This is a genomic window from Kosakonia sp. YIM B13571 (assembly GCF_042788095.1).
In the GTDB taxonomy this organism is placed as follows: Bacteria; Pseudomonadota; Gammaproteobacteria; order Enterobacterales; family Enterobacteriaceae; genus Kosakonia; species Kosakonia quasisacchari.
Genome location: NZ_JBHZPL010000005.1, coordinates 96,919 through 115,898 on the forward strand (window position 1 = coordinate 96,919; position 18,980 = coordinate 115,898).

Consider the following 18,980-nt stretch of genomic DNA (forward strand, 5'->3'; position numbering starts at 1 on the left):
TGTAATGAAATGGGACTGGATACTCTTTGATGCCGACGAAACGCTGTTTACCTTTGATGCGTTTGGCGGCTTACAACGGATGTTTCTTGACTATAGCGTGACATTCACCGATCAGGATTTTACAGAATATCAATCGGTTAACAAACCGCTGTGGGTGGATTACCAAAATGGTGCCATTAGCGCATTGCAGTTGCAGACGCAGCGCTTTCAGAGCTGGTCTGAACGTCTGAATGTCCCCGCCGGTTCGCTTAACGACGCGTTTTTGAATGCGATGGCTGAAATCTGCGCGCCACTGCCAGGCGCTGTATCATTACTGAATAGCCTCAAAGGCAAAGCGAAGCTCGGCATCATCACCAACGGTTTCACCGCCTTGCAGCAAATTCGCCTGGAACGCACCGGCCTTCGCGACTATTTTGATGTATTAGTGATTTCCGAAGAAGTCGGTGTGGCGAAGCCCGATGCGAAGATTTTTGATTACGCGCTGCAAAAAGCGGGTAACCCGGATCGCGACCGCGTGCTGATGGTTGGTGATACGGCGGAATCCGACATCCTGGGCGGCATTAACGCTGGGCTTTCGACCTGCTGGTTGAATGCGCACGATCGCACGCTGCCAGAAGGCATCAACCCGACCTGGACCGTCTCGTCCTTGAACGAACTGGAGCAACTCCTGTGTAAACATTGATTGTCTGCACTCCGCCGTTGAGTACAATAGCCGCATTTTTCGTATTTCATCGCGAGGCCTGAGGCCGCGCAATTACACAGAAGATTTCATTATGACGTTGTCTCCTTATTTACAAGAGGTAGCGAAGCGCCGCACGTTCGCTATTATCTCGCACCCCGATGCCGGTAAAACGACCATCACGGAAAAGGTACTGCTGTTCGGACAGGCGATTCAGACCGCCGGTACGGTAAAAGGCCGCGGCTCCAGCCAGCATGCAAAATCCGACTGGATGGAGATGGAAAAGCAGCGTGGTATCTCTATTACCACCTCCGTGATGCAATTTCCGTATAAAACCAGTCTGGTCAATCTGCTGGATACCCCGGGGCATGAAGACTTCTCCGAAGATACCTACCGCACACTGACGGCGGTGGACTGCTGCCTGATGGTTATCGATGCGGCAAAAGGGGTTGAAGACCGGACCCGCAAGCTGATGGAAGTTACCCGTCTGCGCGATACGCCGATCCTGACCTTTATGAACAAACTTGACCGTGACATCCGCGATCCGATGGAGCTGCTGGATGAAGTGGAAAACGAGCTGAAGATCGCCTGTGCGCCGATTACCTGGCCGATTGGCTGCGGTAAGTTGTTCAAGGGCGTTTACCATCTCTATAAAGATGAAACCTACCTGTACCAAACAGGCCAGGGGCACACCATTCAGGAAGTGCGCATCGTTAAAGGGCTGAATAACCCGGATCTGGATAAAGCCGTGGGCGAAGACCTGGCGAAACAGCTGCGCGATGAGCTGGAGCTGGTGCAGGGCGCATCGAACGAGTTCGATAAAGAGCTGTTCCTGAGCGGCGAAATCACGCCGGTGTTCTTTGGTACCGCGCTGGGTAACTTTGGCGTCGACCACATGCTGGATGGTCTGGTGGAATGGGCGCCTGCGCCAATGCCGCGTAAAACAGACACCCGCGTAGTAAAAGCGGATGATGACAAATTCACCGGTTTTGTCTTTAAAATTCAGGCCAACATGGACCCGAAACACCGCGACCGCGTGGCGTTTATGCGTGTGGTTTCCGGGCGTTATGAGAAGGGCATGAAGCTGCGCCAGGTGCGCACCGGCAAAGATGTGGTTATCTCTGATGCCCTGACCTTTATGGCCGGCGATCGTTCTCATGTAGAAGAAGCCTACCCGGGTGACATTATTGGTCTGCATAACCACGGGACGATTCAGATCGGCGACACCTTCACCCAGGGCGAGATGATGAAGTTCACCGGTATTCCGAACTTCGCACCGGAGCTGTTCCGTCGCATCCGCCTGCGTGACCCGCTGAAGCAGAAACAGCTACTCAAAGGCCTAGTTCAGCTTTCAGAAGAGGGCGCGGTTCAGGTGTTCCGCCCCATCGCCAACAACGATCTGATTGTCGGCGCAGTGGGCGTACTGCAGTTTGACGTGGTGGTTTCCCGTCTGAAGAGCGAATACAACGTGGAAGCGGTGTATGAGTCTGTCAACGTGGCGACTGCACGCTGGGTTGAAAGTGCTGACGTGAAGAAATTCGAAGAATTCAAACGTAAGAACGAAATGCAGCTGGCGCTCGATGGCGGTGATAACCTGACCTATATCGCCCCAACGATGGTAAACCTGAACCTGACGCAGGAACGCTATCCGGAAGTGACTTTCCACAAAACTCGCGAGCATTAATCCTTCTACAGAGCACGGTTTACGCCGTGCTCTGCCACTTCTCCTGTCTTATTAGCCCCTTGCGGATTGTTCTTAAAACCCGTCATTTCGCCTCCATTTGTTCGTTTTTTACCCACTCGGCCATGATTTTTGTCGATTGTGATCTATATTTAACAAAGTGATGACAAATCGGGTGGGTAAAAGTCCTGTTCAATGCGTGAATTACAGCCTTTTATTCAATGATTTCTTCACTAAGTAATATTAACAACTGCTTTGGCGCGATGTGCAGCGGGATTGTAAACGCGTCATCAAGGGCAGAATTGGGTGGTTTTCACCACAGCAGTAGAGTGGCACACGTTGCTGCTTGTAGCCCAAATTGTGGGCAAACCAACAGGAAGAACATCGATGACTATGAAAAAACTGACTATTTCCAAGACTCTGCTGGCCGTGATGTTGGGTTCTGTTCTGGCAAGTGGTTCCGCATTCGCTGCGGAGACGACTACCGACAAAGCGCAAAATGCTGCTTCTAGCGCAGGGGAATCAATCGATAGCTCAATGAATAAAGTCGGTGGTTTCATGGATGACAGCACCATCACCGCGAAAGTAAAAGCAGCGCTGGTGGATCATGAAAACATTAAAAGCACTGATATTTCTGTAAAAACAGACAAAAAAGTCGTCACGCTGAGCGGCTTTGTTGAAAGCCAGGCGCAGGCCGAACAGGCCGTCTCTGTGGCCAAAGGCGTCGAGGGCGTGGCTTCTGTGAGCGATAAGCTGCACGTGCGTGACGGCAAAAACAAGACCATGAAAGGTTATGCGGGTGATACCGCAACAACCAGTGAAATCAAAGCAAAACTGCTGGCCGACGATGTTGTCCCTTCCCGTAAGGTGAAGGTTGAAACCACCGATGGCGTGGTGCAGTTGTCCGGTACCGTAGATTCACAGGCACAAAGTGAACGCGCTGAAAGTATCGCCAAAGCAATCGAAGGCGTGAAAAGCGTGAAAAACGATCTCAAAGTGAAGTAACTAATCCTGAAAACGTCACTACCCGGTTAAAACCGGGTATGACAAGCACGTACCAGGAAAACATCGCCGGTGGGCATCCTGAGCGCCCACCTTAAGCGGTTGAAATTAACTATGGTAAAGGAGAGTTTTATGTTTCGTTGGGGCATTATATTTCTGGTTATCGCGTTAATTGCCGCCGCACTGGGCTTTGGTGGTCTTGCGGGTACGGCAGCAGGGGCCGCGAAAATTGTCTTTATCGTCGGTATTATCCTGTTCCTCGTCAGCCTGTTTATGGGCCGTCGGCGTCCATAGCGTATTACACGCTTAAATTTCGGTTACATTAAAGCCAGTCCTCGTGACTGGCTTTGCTGTTTCGGCTGCGGGAAAAGTGCGCTACTTTGAGATATTCAGCGCATCAATAAGGAAAGCAGAGTGGGCCAGCATATTCCCGTTACGCTCGGCAACATCGCACCGCTGGCGTTAAAACCTTTTCGTCCGGGCCGTCTCGCACTCGTATGCGAAGGCGGTGGACAGCGGGGCATTTTTACCGCCGGAGTTCTGGACGAGTTTATGCGTGCGGAATTTAATCCTTTCGATCTCTATTTCGGTAGCTCTGCCGGTGCGCAAAATCTTTCCGCTTACGTCTGCAATCAACCAGGCTACGCACGCAAAGTGATAATGCGCTATACCACTTCGCGGGAATTTTTCAATCCGGTGCGCTTTGTGCGCGGCGGCAACCTTATCGATCTCGACTGGCTGGTAGAATCGACCTCAAGCCAGATGCCGCTGGCGATGGACTACGCCGCGCGGGCTTTCGATGCGGGCAAAGAATTTTATATGTGCGCCTGTCGGCAGGATGATTACTCTCCGGCCTATTTTTCCCCCACTCACCAGACATGGCTCGATTTGATTCGCGCTTCCAGCGCGATTCCGGGTTTTTACCGGCCGGGGGTGGCGCTGGGGGGCATTAATTATCTGGACGGTGGCGTCAGTGATGCCATTCCGGTGCAGGAGGCGGCAAAACGTGGTGCGAACACGATCGTGGTGATCCGCACCGTACCGTCGCAAATGTACTACACGCCGCAGTGGTTCAAACGAATGGAACGCTGGCTGGGAGAGAGCAGCCTTCAATCCTTAATCAATCTGGTGCAGCACCATGAGAAAAGTTACCTGGCAATCCAACGCTTCATTGAAACGCCGCCGGGTAAATTGCGTATCTTTGAAATATACCCGCCGAAGTTATTGAACAGCATGGCGCTGGGTAGCCGTTTACCGGCGTTGCGCGATGATTATAGAATCGGGCGTTTGTGTGGGCGCTATTTCCTGGCGACGGTGGGCAAATTGCTGGCGGAAACGCCGCCGCTTGTGCGCCACGCACCGATTATCACGCCTGCAACGCGTGTTGTTCCTCCGGCTGCGGTGGCTAACGATGCGCTGGATACGCCGTTGGTCAGCACTGTGCAGGCCAACGATTTACCTATCAATAAAGAGGATACGGCGTGAGTTTCCGCTTTATCGATACCCACTGTCATTTCGATTTCCCGCCGTTTACCGGCGATGAGGCTGAGAGTATCGCCCGTGCGGGCGATGCAGGCGTAGAGCGCATTATTGTGCCGGCCATTGCGGCCCGTTATTTTGAGCGCGTTTGCCACTTAGCACACCAGCATACCGCGCTCTATGCCGCGCTCGGGCTACACCCGATAGTGATTGAAGAGCACTGCGACGACAGCCTGCAACAGCTCGAACAGATACTCGCGGCGAAACCCGAGAAAGTAGTGGCGATAGGGGAAATTGGTCTTGATCTTTACCGCGACGATCCGCAGTTTGAGCGCCAACAGCAGGTGTTGGACGCGCAGTTAAAACTGGCAAAACGCTTTGATTTGCCGGTGATCCTCCATTCACGCCGCACGCATGACAAGCTGGCCATGCATTTGAAAAAACATGATTTACCCCGCCGTGGCGTGGTGCATGGTTTCGCCGGCAGCCTGCAGCAGGCGCAGCGCTTTATTGAACTGGGCTATTGCATCGGCGTGGGCGGCACCATTACCTACCCGCGCGCCAGTAAAACCCGTGATGTGATGACACAGTTGCCGCTTTCCGCATTGCTGCTGGAAACGGATGCGCCAGACATGCCGCTCAATGGTTTTCAGGGGCAGCCCAATCGGCCTGAACGGGCCGCGCAGGTGTTCGACACTTTGTGCGAATTGCGCCCGGAAGCGCCGGATATCATTGCACAGGCGCTGCTGGAAAATACGCAGCGGCTCTTTGCTCTACAGATATAACGCCGGGCGCAGCACGGTTTTCACGCCCCGTTCCTCTAGCGCCAGAGCGAGCGGTTCCACATCCTCTGGCGTGGCGCTGCGCCATGTTTGCGCCTCACCGTAAACACCATGGGCATGAAAGGCGTTTAGCCGCACCGGCACCTCGCCGAGTTCATGAATAAAGGCTGCCAGCTCATCGATATGCGCCAGATAATCGCTCTGTTGCGGGATCACCAGCAGGCGCAGCTCCGCTAATCTTTTTTCTGCCGCCAGTAACCGTATGCTGGCTTTCACCTGCCTATTATCCCGCCCGGTAAGAAAACGGTGCCGCTCATTGCCCCAGGCTTTGAGATCGATCATCGCGCCGTCGCAGACCGGTAACAGTTTGTGCCAACCGGTTTCGCTGAGCAGGCCGTTGCTGTCGACCAGGCAATTCAAATGGCGCAGTTGTGCATCGCGTCGCAGCGCGGAGAACAACGCATGCAGGAAGGGCAGTTGCAGCGTCGCTTCGCCGCCGCTGACGGTGATGCCTTCAATAAACAGGGCAACTTTGCGAATCTGCGCCACAAGGTTTTCCACACTCATTTGCTGCGCCATCGGCGTGGCTTGCTGCGGGCACATCCGCAGGCACGTGTCGCACTGCTCACAACGCGCAGCGTTCCATTGTACTTTTCCCCCACTGAATGAGAGCGCTTGTTGCGAGCAGCCCGATACGCAGCCGCCGCAGTGGTTGCAGCGACCGATGGTCCACGGGTTATGGCAGCTTTTACAGCGCATATTGCAGCCCTGTAAAAACAGCGCCAGGCGGCTGCCTGGCCCATCCACACACGAGAAAGGGATGATTTTACTGACGAAAGCGCATCTGCTGTTCATAGCTGACCACGCGGGGTTGTCGCTCCAGAATATGCGTGTTACGCGCCGCCTCTTCACCCAACCAGGTGGTATTGATGCGTGAGCCTTCGGCACGGAATTTCTTGAGATCTGACAGGCGCACCATATAACCGGTGACGCGAACCAGATCGTTTCCCGCCACGTTGGCAGTGAATTCGCGCATGCCAGCTTTAAACGCGCCAAGGCAAAGTTGCACCACCGCTTGCGGGTTACGTTTCACCGTTTCATCAAGGGTCAAAATGTCGCTGATCCCGGCGTGATACCAAGCGTGATGCGGCGCGACGGTGAGCAGATGGGTAATCGGATCCGGTTCATCGCCATAAGGCAGGCGCGCGCCTGGCGTGGTATCGGTATCGGAGCTGATACCCGACTGCGCATGGAGCATGGCCCGCTGTCGCCAGCCGTGTTTTACCGGCGTATTTACCACATAGTTCGCCAGTTGTTCACTGATGCGGTAACCGAGTGCGTTGGCCTGTTCATCTTTGCCGTAACGCGCAGTGAGCCCGGCTTTGTCGCAAAGCGTATTGACCGCTTCGGCCAGCCCATACATGCCGAACATGGGCACAAAACGATCGGCAGAAATCAAGCCTTCCTGCACCAGAAAGCTATGCTCAAAGAAACCGGATTGTTGATACAGAAAATCGCAGCGGGCATCAATAATTGCCATTTGCTGCTGGCAATAGTGTGGCAACTGATGAGTGAAAAAATCCTCCAGCGATGTGCTACGTTCAGCAATTACTTTCAGATTGAGACGTACCAGCGTACTGCCACCGCCGCCCAGCGGCAGAGAGTTGTAGCAGCTCACAATGCCATAGCCGCCTTTTGTGAAAATATTATCATGCACGGGGCCGTTAGCGATGTGCGGTTTACTGCATTCGCAGATATTTTTCACCACCTCCAGCAGCAGATCATCTGGCGTAATATCCGGGTCATAGATAAAGGTTAAGTTTGGCGCAACCTGCTTCAGTTCGGCATCCGCACGCAAAATGGCACGCGTAATGGGGGTGTCGAATGGGCCAATATTGGCATGCATAAAGGCATCTGGCAGCGTCCTGTCGAGATAGCGCCAAAAACGTTTTATGCGGCTATCGATTTCCTGTTGTGTTAGAATTCTAACATATGGTTGTAGCAGGACATCAAGCTGGCCGAGATAAACAGGCATTGATGTCACTGATGGAACATGGTGGTAGAGGATTGTCAGCAACGAGAGAGCATCATCAAGATCCTCCGCCCCTTCCAGCTCCAGCCATGCGGAACCGTTAGCGAGAAATTTGGCGTAATCCGGCAGTACATAACGCGGTTTGTAGGGGGCGTGGCCTTCAAACATATCGCAGATGGCGCCCTCATCAAGTGCCGCGCGGGCCGCTTGTGACAACGCCGGATAGGGCAGGGCGTTTTCCGCTTCCAGCGCCAGGAAGTGGCGCTTTTGTTCTGGCGTGAGCGTTGGGCTGGTAACAATTTGCTGGCAGTGTGACAGCAATGAGGGATCAACAGACGGGGACATCATCGTTCCTCTTATTTCCTTGAGAGATGGGGATGAGTGTACGGAGCCTGCTGTTTGTCGCTTTTGATCCCGTCCCCTGTCAGCACAATCATTACTGATGTGAATTTAAAAGTTTGATCAATGTCCCATTATGGTTTTGCAAACGTGAATTTGGTTTTCATTAACTGTGATGGATGTCGAAGTGTGAAAGTGGGTTGATGTTAAAATACTAACAAACCCGAACAGAAAACCGGCATTATGCCGTCGGAGAGACTATGAGTGATTTAACGGCAAGCAGCCTGCGTGCGCTGAAATTGATGGACCTGACCACCCTGAATGATGATGACACCAACGAGAAAGTCATCGCCCTGTGTCATCAGGCAAAAACCCCGGTGGGCAACACCGCCGCCATCTGTATCTACCCGCGTTTTATCCCGATTGCGCGCAAAACCCTGAACGCGCAAGGTACACCGGATGTGCGTATCGCAACAGTGACCAACTTCCCGCATGGTAACGACGATATCGACATCGCGCTGGCCGAAACGCGTGCTGCCATTGCTTACGGCGCGGATGAAGTTGATGTGGTGTTCCCGTACCGCGCGTTGATCGCCGGTAATGAGCAGGTGGGTTTTGATCTGGTGAAAGCCTGTAAAGAGGCCTGTGCAGCGGCGAACGTGCTGCTGAAAGTAATCATTGAAACCGGTGAGCTGAAAACGGAAGCGCTGATCCGTAAAGCCTCTGAAATCGCCATTAAAGCCGGCGCAGATTTTATCAAAACCTCAACCGGCAAAGTGCCAGTAAACGCAACCCCGGAAAGCGCGCGTATCATGCTGGAAGTGATTCGCGATATGGGCGTTGAGAAAACCGTCGGTTTCAAACCGGCGGGTGGCGTACGTAGCGCGGAAGATGCGCAGCAGTACCTGGCGATTGCCGATGACCTGTTTGGTGCCGATTGGGCCGATGCCCGTCATTACCGTTTTGGCGCCTCCAGCCTGCTGGCAAGCCTGCTGAAAGCGTTGGGCCACGGCGACGGTAAGAGCGCAAGCAGCTATTAATTTGTCATTGCCGGGCGGTGCATCGCTGCCCGGCGTCAATGGATTTTCCGGCTTTATTCCTCAGGGGGTTACCTTGTTTCTCGCTCAAGAAATTATTCGAAAAAAACGCGATGGTCTCGCGCTGAGTGATGAAGAAATCCGTTTCTTTATCAACGGAATACGCGATAACACCGTCTCTGAAGGGCAGATTGCAGCCCTGGCAATGACCATTTTTTTCCACGATATGACGATGCCGGAGCGCGTTTCGCTGACCATGGCGATGCGAGATTCGGGCACCGTTCTGGACTGGAAACCGCTCGATCTTAACGGCCCGGTGGTGGATAAACACTCGACCGGCGGCGTGGGCGATGTCACCTCGTTGATGCTCGGCCCGATGGTAGCGGCCTGCGGCGGGTATATTCCGATGATTTCCGGGCGCGGTCTTGGCCATACTGGCGGCACGCTCGACAAACTGGAGGCGATCCCGGGGTTTGATATCTTCCCGGAAGATAACCGCTTTCGCGAGATTATTAAGGATGTCGGTGTGGCGATTATCGGCCAGACCAATTCGCTGGCTCCAGCGGATAAACGTTTCTACGCCACGCGCGATATCACCGCGACGGTGGACTCCATTCCGCTAATTACGGCATCGATCCTCGCCAAAAAACTGGCGGAAGGCCTCGATGCGCTGGTAATGGATGTCAAGGTGGGCAGCGGTGCATTTATGCCGACTTACGCCCTTTCTGAACAACTGGCGGAAGCGATTGTTGGTGTTGCCAACGGCGCCGGCGTGCGAACTACCGCACTGCTGACCGATATGAACCAGGTACTGGCTTCTAGTGCGGGTAACGCGGTGGAAGTGCGTGAAGCGGTGCAGTTCCTGACCGGTGAATACCGCAATCCGCGCTTGTTTGACGTCACCATGGCGCTGTGCGTGGAGATGTTGATTTCCGGCAAACTGGCAAAAGATGACGCCGAAGCGCGGGCGAAGCTGCAAGCGGTGCTGGATAACGGTAAAGCGGCAGAGGTCTTTGGGCGCATGGTTGCGGCACAAAAAGGGCCGAGCGATTTCGTGGAAAACTACACGAAATACCTGCCAACGGCGACGCTCAGCAAAGCTGTATATGCCGATGATGAAGGGTTTATCACGGCGATGGATACTCGCGCGCTGGGCATGGCGGTCGTTTCGATGGGCGGCGGCCGTCGCCAGGCGTCGGACAATATTGATTACAGCGTGGGCTTTACCGATATGGTGCGTCTGGGTGAACGCGTTGATGGCCAGCGCCCGCTGGCGGTGATCCACGCCAAAGACGAAGCCAGCTGGCAAGAGGCTGCGCAGGCGGTGAAAGCGGCCATTGCGATGGGCGACAGCGCACCAAAAGAGACACCGACGGTCTATCGCCGCATTACTGAATAGCGGTATACTGATCCGATCGCTTTTTTACAAAGCACAAGGTACGGAGAACATATGAAACGTGCATTTATTATGGTGCTGGACTCTTTCGGCATCGGTGCGACCGAAGACGCGGAGCGCTTTGGTGACGTGGGTTCCGATACCCTCGGTCACATCGCTGAAGTTTGCGCGAAAGGTGAAGCCGACACCGGGCGCAAAGGCCCGCTGAATTTACCCAATCTGACCCGTCTGGGGCTGGCGAAAGCGCACGAAGGCGCAACAGGTTTTATTCCTGCTGGGATGGACGCCAACGCGGAAATCACCGGTGCTTATGCGTGGGCGCATGAACTCTCTTCCGGGAAAGATACGCCGTCAGGCCACTGGGAAATCGCCGGTGTGCCGGTGCTGTTCGACTGGGGTTACTTTAGCGACACCGAAAACAGCTTCCCGCAGGAACTGCTGGATAAGCTGGTGAAACGCGCTAATCTGCCAGGTTACCTTGGCAACTGTCACTCTTCCGGTACGGTGATTCTTGACCAGCTCGGCGAAGAGCACATGAAAACCGGCAAGCCGATTTTCTACACCTCTGCAGACTCGGTGTTCCAGATTGCGTGCCACGAAGAGACTTTTGGTCTGGATAAGCTGTATGAGCTGTGCGAAATTGCGCGTGAAGAGCTGACCGAAGGTGGCTACAACATTGGCCGCGTGATTGCGCGCCCGTTTGTTGGCGATAAAGCGGGTAACTTCCAGCGTACCGGTAACCGCCATGATCTGGCCGTTGAACCGCCGTCAGCTACCGTGCTGCAAAAACTGGTCGAAGAGAAAGATGGCCACGTGGTTTCGGTCGGTAAAATTGCCGATATCTATGCCAACTGCGGCATCACCAAAAAAGTGAAAGCCACCGGCCTGGATGCGCTGTTTGACGCCACCATAAAAGAGATGAAAGAAGCCGGTGATAAGACAATCGTCTTTACCAACTTCGTCGATTTTGACTCATCATGGGGCCATCGTCGCGATGTAGCCGGTTATGCTGGCGGTCTGGAGCTTTTTGATCGCCGTTTGCCGGAGTTGATGGAATTAGTCGGTGAAGACGACATTCTGATCCTTACTGCCGATCACGGCTGTGATCCGACCTGGAAAGGCACTGACCACACCCGCGAGCACATTCCGGTGCTGGTTTACGGCCCGAAAGTGAAACCGGGCTCGCTGGGGCACCGTGACACCTTCGCGGATATTGGTCAGACGATTGCGAAGTACTTCGGCGTCTCTGATATGGAATATGGCAAGGCCATGTTCTGATGATTTTGGGCGGGTGATTCCCGCCCTTTCTGTTTCAACGACAACGACATAAAGGAATTGACGATGGCTACCCCACATATTAATGCAGAAATGGGCGATTTCGCTGACGTAGTGTTGATGCCGGGCGATCCGCTGCGTGCAAAACATATTGCGGAAACTTTCCTCGAAGACTACCGCGAAGTGAACAACGTGCGCGGCATGCTGGGTTACACCGGTACTTATAAAGGACGCAAAATTTCTGTTATGGGTCACGGCATGGGAATCCCGTCGTGCTCCATCTATACCAAAGAGCTGATCACCGATTTCGGCGTGAAAAAAATCATTCGTGTCGGCTCCTGCGGCGCGGTACGTATGGATGTGCAACTGCGTGACATCGTTATTGGCATGGGTGCCTGCACCGATTCCAAAGTGAACCGTATGCGTTTTAAAGATCACGATTTCGCGGCAATTGCGGATTTCGACATGGTGCGTAACGCGGTTGATGCGGCAAAAGCGCTGGGCGTAGACGCGCGCGTGGGCAACCTGTTCTCTGCCGATCTGTTCTACTCTCCGGACGGCGAAATGTTCGACGTGATGGAAAAATACGGCATCCTGGGCGTGGAAATGGAAGCGGCGGGTATTTATGGCGTTGCGGCGGAGTTCGGTGCGAAAGCGCTGACAATCTGCACCGTTTCTGACCATATCCGTACGCACGAACAGACCACTGCCGCTGAGCGTCAAACCACGTTCAACGACATGATCAAAATTGCGCTGGAATCTGTCCTGCTGGGCGATAAAGCGTAAGTTGCTTTTCTAAGGGCAGGTTCTCTGCCCTTTTTTATCTATTCACTTCAATCTATCAATACGCATCATTTCTATTTTTTCCATGCGATTCATAAAGTAGTGCTAATGATTTACTCAAGCCTCTAGTCACGAATCTATTCATGATGCGCATATCAACGAATGATTACCCCATAATGCGCCTGACATGCGCGATAAACGGGCACAGGTGAAACGGATAGTACATGGGCTGGTGTAATGGCCATTCAGGCCTGATAAGCATGGCGTCATCAGGCTATTAAGGTCTAGCGCACCGCGCTGGCAATCCATGCGGAAAGCTCGCGCAGCTCTTGTTCCTGTTCAGGAAAATCGACTAATAGCGCATCACACTCCTGCGCCAGCATATCCGCGCGATAGAGGCAGCCCTGTAAACGTGCGGCCAGCGCTTCTAACGGCGCGGGGTTCAGGCTATCGGTAAACACTTGCGTGCGGGTGATGTGCCCTTTTTCCACGTCAAAATGCAGCTCCACGCCGCCCCAGGTAAAGCGCTCATCAAGCAAATGGCTGAATGCCGGTGCCTGGCCGAAGTTCCACTCCCAGCTGCTTTGGCGGGCAAAGGTTTCGGCGAAATTGGGCAGATCCGGGGTTTTATCTGGCGAGATAACCTCAGCCGTAACCCGCTCGCCATAGTGGGCGAAGAAGGCTTCGGTGACCGCGTCGCAGATTTGCTGATGGGTAATGCCCGGCAGTAAATCCACCAGATTCGCCACGCGACCGCGCACCGAAGTAATCCCTTTGGCTTGTAGCTTTTTCTTGTCCGGATTGAGGTAATTAGCCAGGCGGCTCAGATCGGCATTTAACAGCAACGTGCCATGATGGAAGCCACGATCTTTGGTTTCCCGATAGGCAGAACCAGACACTTTGCGATCGCCTTCCGCTGTTTTCACCACCAGGTCGTTGCGCCCGGAGGCTTCCGCTGTCACACCAAGCGAATTCAATGCATTAAGTACAATCGCCGTGGAGATGGTTTTGTCGTACTCCGGCTTTCCGGCCATAAAGGTGAAACAAGTATTGCCAAGGTCATGGAATACCGCGCCGCCACCGCTGCTACGCCTTGCCAGCCGCACGTTATCTTCTTCCATGCGACGGGTATTGCACTCTTTCCATGGGTTTTGCGCCCGCCCAATGACCACCGTATCCGCGTTGCGCCATAAGAACAGTACGCGTTGCGTGGCAGGCATCTGGCGGAAAATGCACTCTTCAACCGCCAGGTTGAACCAGGGATCGTACGAGTCAGAGATAAGCAGACGAAGCGTCGACATAGCAGATTTCCTTTCTGTAACCTGTAGTTTTTACCGGTAGCGGCCTGAGCTACGCTTTCCTGTCGTGCTCTTCTTCTTCCGGTACGGATTTATTGGCCGTCAGCAAAAACGGCGATTGCTGCCAGCGGGTGCGTTTGCCTTGCAACAGGGTGCGCGTCAGCACCACGCCAATGGCCAGCGACAGCAGCAACATCAAGCGCAAAATATTGGTGGTGTTATCCACCTGTTTGGCTTCTGTCGCCAGCGTGTGCGTATCCAGCGTCAGCCGCAGGTAGCCCAGCGGGCCGCTCTTTCCCTGAATCGGCTCAACAATTTGCTGGTTGAAATAACCGCCTGCTTTTTTACCGTCCAGCGCCAGCCGGTCACGCACATCAATACTTTCACCGGAGCGCGCGATCAGATCACCTTGCGCATCGTACACCCCTGCGTCCAGAATGCGGCTCTCTTCGGTAAGCTGGCGCAGCACAACGTTGATACGTTTTTCGTCCGGGGTTTCTGTGCGCATCAGCGGCGTGAGATTCAGCGTTACCTGGCGCGCCAGTGTTCTCGCCAGTTCTTCAAACTGCGGATTGCGCTGGCGCTGATGGTTTTGGCTGAACCAGGACGCACCCTGCATCAGCGCCACCAGCAGTGCCAGACAGATGAGGACGATAACGGCGCGATGCAGCCGAAATTTAAGTTTTGCGCGAGCCATATTCCACCTGTTGAAAATTTGAGGCTTAATGTTGCCAGAAGCGCTGGTTACAAGGTAGCCTCATGCGTTATTTTCCCCTCCGATGCTTTCTGGCGCGAACGTTTTTACAGGAGCTTTAATGCCTAACAGTTTGACCTGGTGCGATCTGCCCGATGATGTTTCTCAGTGGCCGGGATTGCCGCTCTCTTTAAGTGGCGATGAGGTGATGCCTCTGGACTATCACGCTGGTCGCAGCGGCTGGCTGCTGTACGCCCGTAATCTGGATAAGCAACGCCTGACGACCTATCAGCGTAAACTGGGTGCGGCAATGGTGATTGTTGCCGCGTGGAGCGTAGACGATTATCAGGTTCTTCGCCTGGCAGGTTCGTTGACGCCGCGCGCGACGCGCCTCGCACACGATGAAGGTATGGACGTCGCCCCGCTGGGAAAAATCCCGCATCTGCGCTCGCCAGGGCTGCTGGTGATGGATATGGACTCTACCGCCATACAAATCGAATGTATTGATGAAATCGCTAAGCTTGCCGGCACTGGTGAAATGGTGGCGGAAGTGACCGAACGTGCGATGCGCGGCGAGCTCGATTTTGCCGCCAGTCTGCGCAGTCGTGTGGCAACGCTGAAAGGTGCAGACGCCAATATTTTGCTGCAAGTGCGGGAAAAACTGCCGTTAATGCCAGGGCTTGTGCAACTGGTGTTGAAGCTGGAAACATTGGGCTGGAAAGTGGCTATCGCCTCGGGCGGCTTTACTTTTTTTGCCGATTACCTGCGCGACAAGCTGCATTTAACGGCGGCGGTCGCCAACGAACTCGAGATCATGGACGGTAAATTCACCGGCCAGGTACTGGGTGATATCGTGGATGCGCAGTTCAAAGCTAACACCCTGAAGCAACTGGCCGAAAAGTATGAAATTGAGCCGGAGCAAACTGTGGCTATCGGCGATGGCGCGAACGATTTACCGATGATCAAAGCTGCCGGGCTTGGCATTGCGTTTCATGCCAAACCAAAAGTGAATGAGAAGGCGGAAGTCATCATTCGCCACGCCGATCTGATGGGCGTATTTTGTATTCTTTCCTGCGGCATCAATAAGAAGTAGAGGTTATTGTGGCGAAAGCTCCCAAACGTGCGTTTGTCTGTAATGAATGCGGTGCGGATTATCCGCGCTGGCAGGGGCAGTGCAGCGCCTGTCACGCATGGAACACCATTACGGAAGTGCGCGTTGCCGCTTCGCCCACTGTGGCGCGTAATGAGCGTCTTTCCGGTTACGCGGGCAACGCAGGCGTATCAAAAGTGCAAAAGCTGGCGGATATCAGCCTCGAAGAGCTGCCGCGCTTTTCCACCGGTTTTAAAGAGTTCGACCGTGTGCTCGGCGGCGGTGTTGTACCCGGTAGCGCGATTCTGATTGGCGGCAACCCTGGTGCGGGGAAATCGACGCTGCTGTTACAGACGCTGTGTAAACTCGCCGAGCAGATGAAAACGCTGTATGTCACTGGTGAAGAGTCATTGCAGCAGGTAGCGATGCGCGCGCATCGTCTCGGGTTGCCGACCGGCAACCTTAATATGTTGTCGGAAACCAGCATTGAGCAAATCTGCATGATCGCCGAAGAGGAACAGCCGAAGCTGATGGTGATCGACTCGATTCAGGTCATGCACATGGCGGATATTCAGTCGTCGCCCGGCAGTGTGGCGCAGGTGCGTGAAACGGCGGCTTATCTGACACGTTTTGCGAAAACGCGCGGCGTGGCGATTGTAATGGTCGGCCACGTCACCAAAGACGGCTCGCTGGCCGGGCCGAAGGTGCTCGAACACTGCATTGACTGCTCGGTGTTGCTCGACGGTGACGCGGATTCACGTTTTCGCACCTTGCGCAGCCATAAAAACCGTTTCGGTGCGGTCAACGAACTTGGCGTATTCGCCATGACTGAGCAGGGACTGCGTGAAGTCAGTAACCCGTCGGCGATTTTTTTAAGCCGCGGCGATGAAGTCACGTCCGGCAGTTCGGTGATGGTAGTGTGGGAAGGGACGCGACCGCTGTTAGTTGAAATTCAGGCGTTGGTTGATCACTCGATGATGTCCAACCCGCGCCGCGTGGCGGTAGGGCTGGAGCAAAACCGTCTGGCGATTTTACTGGCGGTGCTGCACCGCCACGGTGGCTTGCAGATGGCGGATCAGGATGTATTCGTCAACGTGGTCGGTGGGGTCAAAGTGACCGAAACCAGTGCCGATCTGGCGTTGTTGCTGGCAATGGTTTCCAGCCTGCGCGACAGACCGTTGCCGCAGGATTTAGTGGTGTTTGGCGAAGTCGGGCTGGCAGGGGAGATTCGCCCGGTGCCGAGCGGCCAGGAGCGCATTTCTGAAGCCGCGAAGCATGGTTTCCGTCGCGCTATCGTCCCGGCAGCGAATGTGCCGAAAAAAGTACCGGAAGGGATGCAAATCTTCGGCGTGAAGAAGCTCACGGATGCGCTAAACGTCTTTGACGACTTATAATTGGCTAATGTTTTTTTGCAGGAGGCAACAATGTCGTCATTCGACTACTTAAAAACCGCAATTCGCCAGAAAGGCTGCACGTTACAGCAGGTAGCCGACGCCAGCGGTATGACCAAAGGCTACCTGAGCCAACTGCTGAATGCCAAAATTAAGAGCCCCAGTGCGCAAAAGCTGGAGGCGCTGCACCGCTTCCTCGATCTTGAGTTTCCCCGTCGGCAGAAGAATATTGGCGTGGTCTTTGGCAAGTTTTATCCGCTGCACACCGGCCATATCTACTTAATCCAGCGCGCCTGCAGCCAGGTGGATGAGCTGCATATCATCCTTGGCTATGACGATACGCGCGATCGCGAGCTGTTCGAAGACAGCGCGATGTCCCAACAGCCGACGGTCAGCGATCGCTTGCGCTGGCTGCTACAGACTTTTAAGTACCAGAAAAATATTCGTATTCATGCATTTAACGAAGAAGGCATGGAACCTTATCCGCACGGCTGGGATGTCTGGAGTAAAGGCATCAAAGCGTTTATGACCGAAAAAGGCATCACGCCAAACTGGATTTACACCTCTGAAGAGGCCGATGCGCCGCAGTACCGGCAACACCTGGGGATTGAAGCCGTGCTGGTCGACCCTAAGCGCACCTTTATGAATATCAGCGGTTCGCAAATCCGCGAGAACCCGTTCCGTTATTGGGATTATATTCCGACTGAGGTAAAGCCCTTTTTCGTGCGCACGGTGGCGATTCTGGGAGGAGAGTCCAGCGGCAAGTCGACGCTGGTTAATAAACTCGCCAATATCTTCAATACCACCAGCGCATGGGAATATGGCCGCGATTACGTATTTTCTCATCTTGGCGGTGACGAAATTGCGCTGCAATATTCTGACTATGACAAAATCGCCCTTGGACACGCGCAGTACATCGATTTTGCCGTGAAGTACGCCAATAAAGTGGCGTTTATCGATACGGATTTTGTCACCACGCAGGCGTTCTGCAAAAAATATGAAGGACGTGAACATCCTTTCGTTCAGGCCTTGATTGATGAATACCGTTTTGACCTGGTAATCTTGCTGGAAAATAATACGCCGTGGGTGAATGATGGCCTGAGAAGTCTCGGCAGTTCTGTCGATCGCAAGGAGTTTCAGGATTTATTGGTATCGATGCTGCGGGAAAATAATATCGAGTACGTGCGTGTTGAAGCTGCGGATTATGACTCTCGTTTTTTACAGTGCGTCGATCTGGTTAAACAGTTAATGGGGCCGTAGGCTGAAATGGCAGGCCGGTCTGGTATATTCCACGGCCTGTATATCGGTTAGTTTGCAGGTTGATTGCGAAAATTTTCCCAGCGGTTATGCACCTGCGTCAGCGTGGCGATTGACGGCTGATTCACCTTTCTCAACATATTATATTTATGTGTGCTGACTGTTTTTATATCCAGCCCGCTATGGATTAACATACTTTTCTTTTTATCTGCGCTAATGATATGGCTAAGCAGCATTCTCTCTTTTCGCGTTAGCGTTATCCTGTACTCCTGACATTGCTTATTACGCCACGATTTATATTTTAATGTGCGGAATATTTCAGTTAATTTCGTGTCTTTTTTGATTTTTAAAAATGAGTGCAATAAATAACATTCAAATGCATTGTCATTTTTTATTATTCTGTTCAACGTGGATAGCGTTGTGATGATAATAAAGTTGTTGTCGAAATCTAAAATAACATCATTATTATCCATCAGAATTTCTTTCTGCTTAATAAATGTCTGTAATCCGTTTTTAAGAAAAACATCTTCCGTAATGATATGCATTTGTTATAACCAGACGTTCATTTATTAACTGAGGTAATGAGTATCATGTTAACGTCTGGTCTTAGCGTTAAGCAATATTGGGACTAAATTGTGAATACTAAAAGCATTAGTCTAAGGAAATTAAATTGCTGGATGTTTATTCTGCATGGTGAGTTTTATTCAGGTTTTTAGTTTTAGATTATTCCTGCGATGAATGCATCTGCCCCAGGATTGTGGCGAA

Annotated in this window: 18 protein-coding genes; 13 read left to right on the forward strand and 5 right to left on the reverse strand. The window is 53.2% G+C overall.

Going from position 1 to position 18,980, the window contains the following annotated elements; genetic code table 11:
- The first annotated feature begins 4 nt into the window (after nucleotides 1-4).
- From yjjG to ACFX4O_RS14465, 6 genes are all read left to right on the forward strand, one after another.
- On the forward strand, nucleotides 5-682 hold the full coding sequence (gene yjjG / locus ACFX4O_RS14440; RefSeq protein ID WP_380209015.1) for a pyrimidine 5'-nucleotidase: 678 nt from the start codon (nucleotides 5-7) through the stop codon (nucleotides 680-682).
- 91 nt (nucleotides 683-773) lie between these two features.
- Nucleotides 774-2,363, forward strand: a complete 1,590-nt coding sequence (prfC, locus tag ACFX4O_RS14445; protein WP_380209017.1) for a peptide chain release factor 3 — start codon at nucleotides 774-776, stop codon at nucleotides 2,361-2,363.
- 384 nt (nucleotides 2,364-2,747) lie between these two features.
- Nucleotides 2,748-3,365 (forward strand): molecular chaperone OsmY, encoded by a 618-nt coding sequence (gene osmY, locus ACFX4O_RS14450; protein WP_131408236.1) that lies wholly within the window; start codon nucleotides 2,748-2,750, stop codon nucleotides 3,363-3,365.
- Between the two features lie 129 nt (nucleotides 3,366-3,494).
- The gene (locus tag ACFX4O_RS14455; protein ID WP_007373037.1) at nucleotides 3,495-3,656 is read left to right on the forward strand and encodes a DUF1328 domain-containing protein; all 162 of its coding nucleotides are present in this window, start codon (nucleotides 3,495-3,497) and stop codon (nucleotides 3,654-3,656) included.
- Nucleotides 3,657-3,776: 120 nt separating this feature from the next.
- Nucleotides 3,777-4,847 carry a patatin family protein gene (locus ACFX4O_RS14460; protein WP_380209019.1) on the forward strand — a complete coding sequence of 357 codons (1,071 nt, stop codon included), beginning with the start codon at nucleotides 3,777-3,779 and terminating at the stop codon, nucleotides 4,845-4,847.
- Nucleotides 4,844-5,626 (forward strand): TatD family hydrolase, encoded by a 783-nt coding sequence (locus tag ACFX4O_RS14465; protein ID WP_380209020.1) that lies wholly within the window; start codon nucleotides 4,844-4,846, stop codon nucleotides 5,624-5,626. Before ACFX4O_RS14460 ends, ACFX4O_RS14465 begins: the two co-directional genes overlap by 4 nt.
- On the opposite strand, the gene ACFX4O_RS14470 is transcribed toward ACFX4O_RS14465, so the two are convergent.
- Both ACFX4O_RS14470 and ACFX4O_RS14475 read right to left on the reverse strand, forming a co-directional pair.
- Complete coding sequence (locus ACFX4O_RS14470; protein ID WP_380209022.1) at nucleotides 5,615-6,478, reverse strand: YjjW family glycine radical enzyme activase; 864 nt, start codon at nucleotides 6,476-6,478, stop codon at nucleotides 5,615-5,617. The two genes, ACFX4O_RS14465 and ACFX4O_RS14470, sit on opposite strands and share 12 nt — an antisense overlap.
- A complete protein-coding gene (locus tag ACFX4O_RS14475) occupies nucleotides 6,450-8,000 on the reverse strand; it encodes a YjjI family glycine radical enzyme (RefSeq protein WP_380209225.1) in 1,551 nt (516 codons plus the stop codon). Before ACFX4O_RS14475 ends, ACFX4O_RS14470 begins: the two co-directional genes overlap by 29 nt.
- Nucleotides 8,001-8,254: 254 nt before the next feature.
- Here ACFX4O_RS14475 and deoC point away from each other — a divergent pair, with 254 nt between their 5' ends.
- The 4 genes from deoC to deoD all read left to right on the forward strand — a co-directional run bounded on the left by deoC (nucleotide 8,255) and on the right by deoD (nucleotide 12,488).
- Nucleotides 8,255-9,034, forward strand: a complete 780-nt coding sequence (deoC, locus tag ACFX4O_RS14480; protein ID WP_131408228.1) for a deoxyribose-phosphate aldolase — start codon at nucleotides 8,255-8,257, stop codon at nucleotides 9,032-9,034.
- 73 nt (nucleotides 9,035-9,107) lie between these two features.
- A complete protein-coding gene (gene deoA, locus ACFX4O_RS14485) occupies nucleotides 9,108-10,430 on the forward strand; it encodes a thymidine phosphorylase (RefSeq protein WP_380209024.1) in 1,323 nt (440 codons plus the stop codon).
- A gap of 51 nt (nucleotides 10,431-10,481) precedes the next feature.
- Nucleotides 10,482-11,705, forward strand: coding sequence for a phosphopentomutase (gene deoB / locus ACFX4O_RS14490; protein WP_131408224.1), 1,224 nt, complete (start codon nucleotides 10,482-10,484; stop codon nucleotides 11,703-11,705).
- Between the two features lie 63 nt (nucleotides 11,706-11,768).
- Nucleotides 11,769-12,488, forward strand: coding sequence for a purine-nucleoside phosphorylase (deoD, locus tag ACFX4O_RS14495; RefSeq protein ID WP_131408222.1), 720 nt, complete (start codon nucleotides 11,769-11,771; stop codon nucleotides 12,486-12,488).
- A 281-nt stretch (nucleotides 12,489-12,769) separates the two neighbouring features.
- Here deoD and lplA read toward each other — a convergent pair whose 3' ends face one another.
- Nucleotides 12,770-13,786, reverse strand: a complete 1,017-nt coding sequence (gene lplA, locus ACFX4O_RS14500) for a lipoate--protein ligase LplA (RefSeq protein WP_131408220.1) — start codon at nucleotides 13,784-13,786, stop codon at nucleotides 12,770-12,772.
- Nucleotides 13,787-13,835: 49 nt separating this feature from the next.
- Complete coding sequence (locus ACFX4O_RS14505; RefSeq protein WP_131408218.1) at nucleotides 13,836-14,480, reverse strand: YtjB family periplasmic protein; 645 nt, start codon at nucleotides 14,478-14,480, stop codon at nucleotides 13,836-13,838.
- Nucleotides 14,481-14,598: 118 nt separating this feature from the next.
- On the opposite strand from ACFX4O_RS14505, the gene serB reads away from it, so the two are divergent.
- From serB to nadR, 3 genes are read left to right on the forward strand one after another with little or no spacing between them, the layout of a single operon-like run.
- Nucleotides 14,599-15,570, forward strand: a complete 972-nt coding sequence (gene serB, locus ACFX4O_RS14510) for a phosphoserine phosphatase (protein WP_380209027.1) — start codon at nucleotides 14,599-14,601, stop codon at nucleotides 15,568-15,570.
- 8 nt (nucleotides 15,571-15,578) lie between these two features.
- A complete protein-coding gene (gene radA / locus ACFX4O_RS14515; protein WP_380209029.1) occupies nucleotides 15,579-16,961 on the forward strand; it encodes a DNA repair protein RadA in 1,383 nt (460 codons plus the stop codon).
- A gap of 30 nt (nucleotides 16,962-16,991) precedes the next feature.
- Nucleotides 16,992-18,218 (forward strand): multifunctional transcriptional regulator/nicotinamide-nucleotide adenylyltransferase/ribosylnicotinamide kinase NadR, encoded by a 1,227-nt coding sequence (gene nadR, locus ACFX4O_RS14520; protein ID WP_131408212.1) that lies wholly within the window; start codon nucleotides 16,992-16,994, stop codon nucleotides 18,216-18,218.
- 47 nt (nucleotides 18,219-18,265) lie between these two features.
- Here the strand turns inward: nadR and ACFX4O_RS14525 are convergent, their stop codons facing one another.
- On the reverse strand, nucleotides 18,266-18,760 hold the full coding sequence (locus tag ACFX4O_RS14525; protein WP_380209031.1) for a hypothetical protein: 495 nt from the start codon (nucleotides 18,758-18,760) through the stop codon (nucleotides 18,266-18,268).
- Nucleotides 18,761-18,980: the final 220 nt, after the last annotated feature.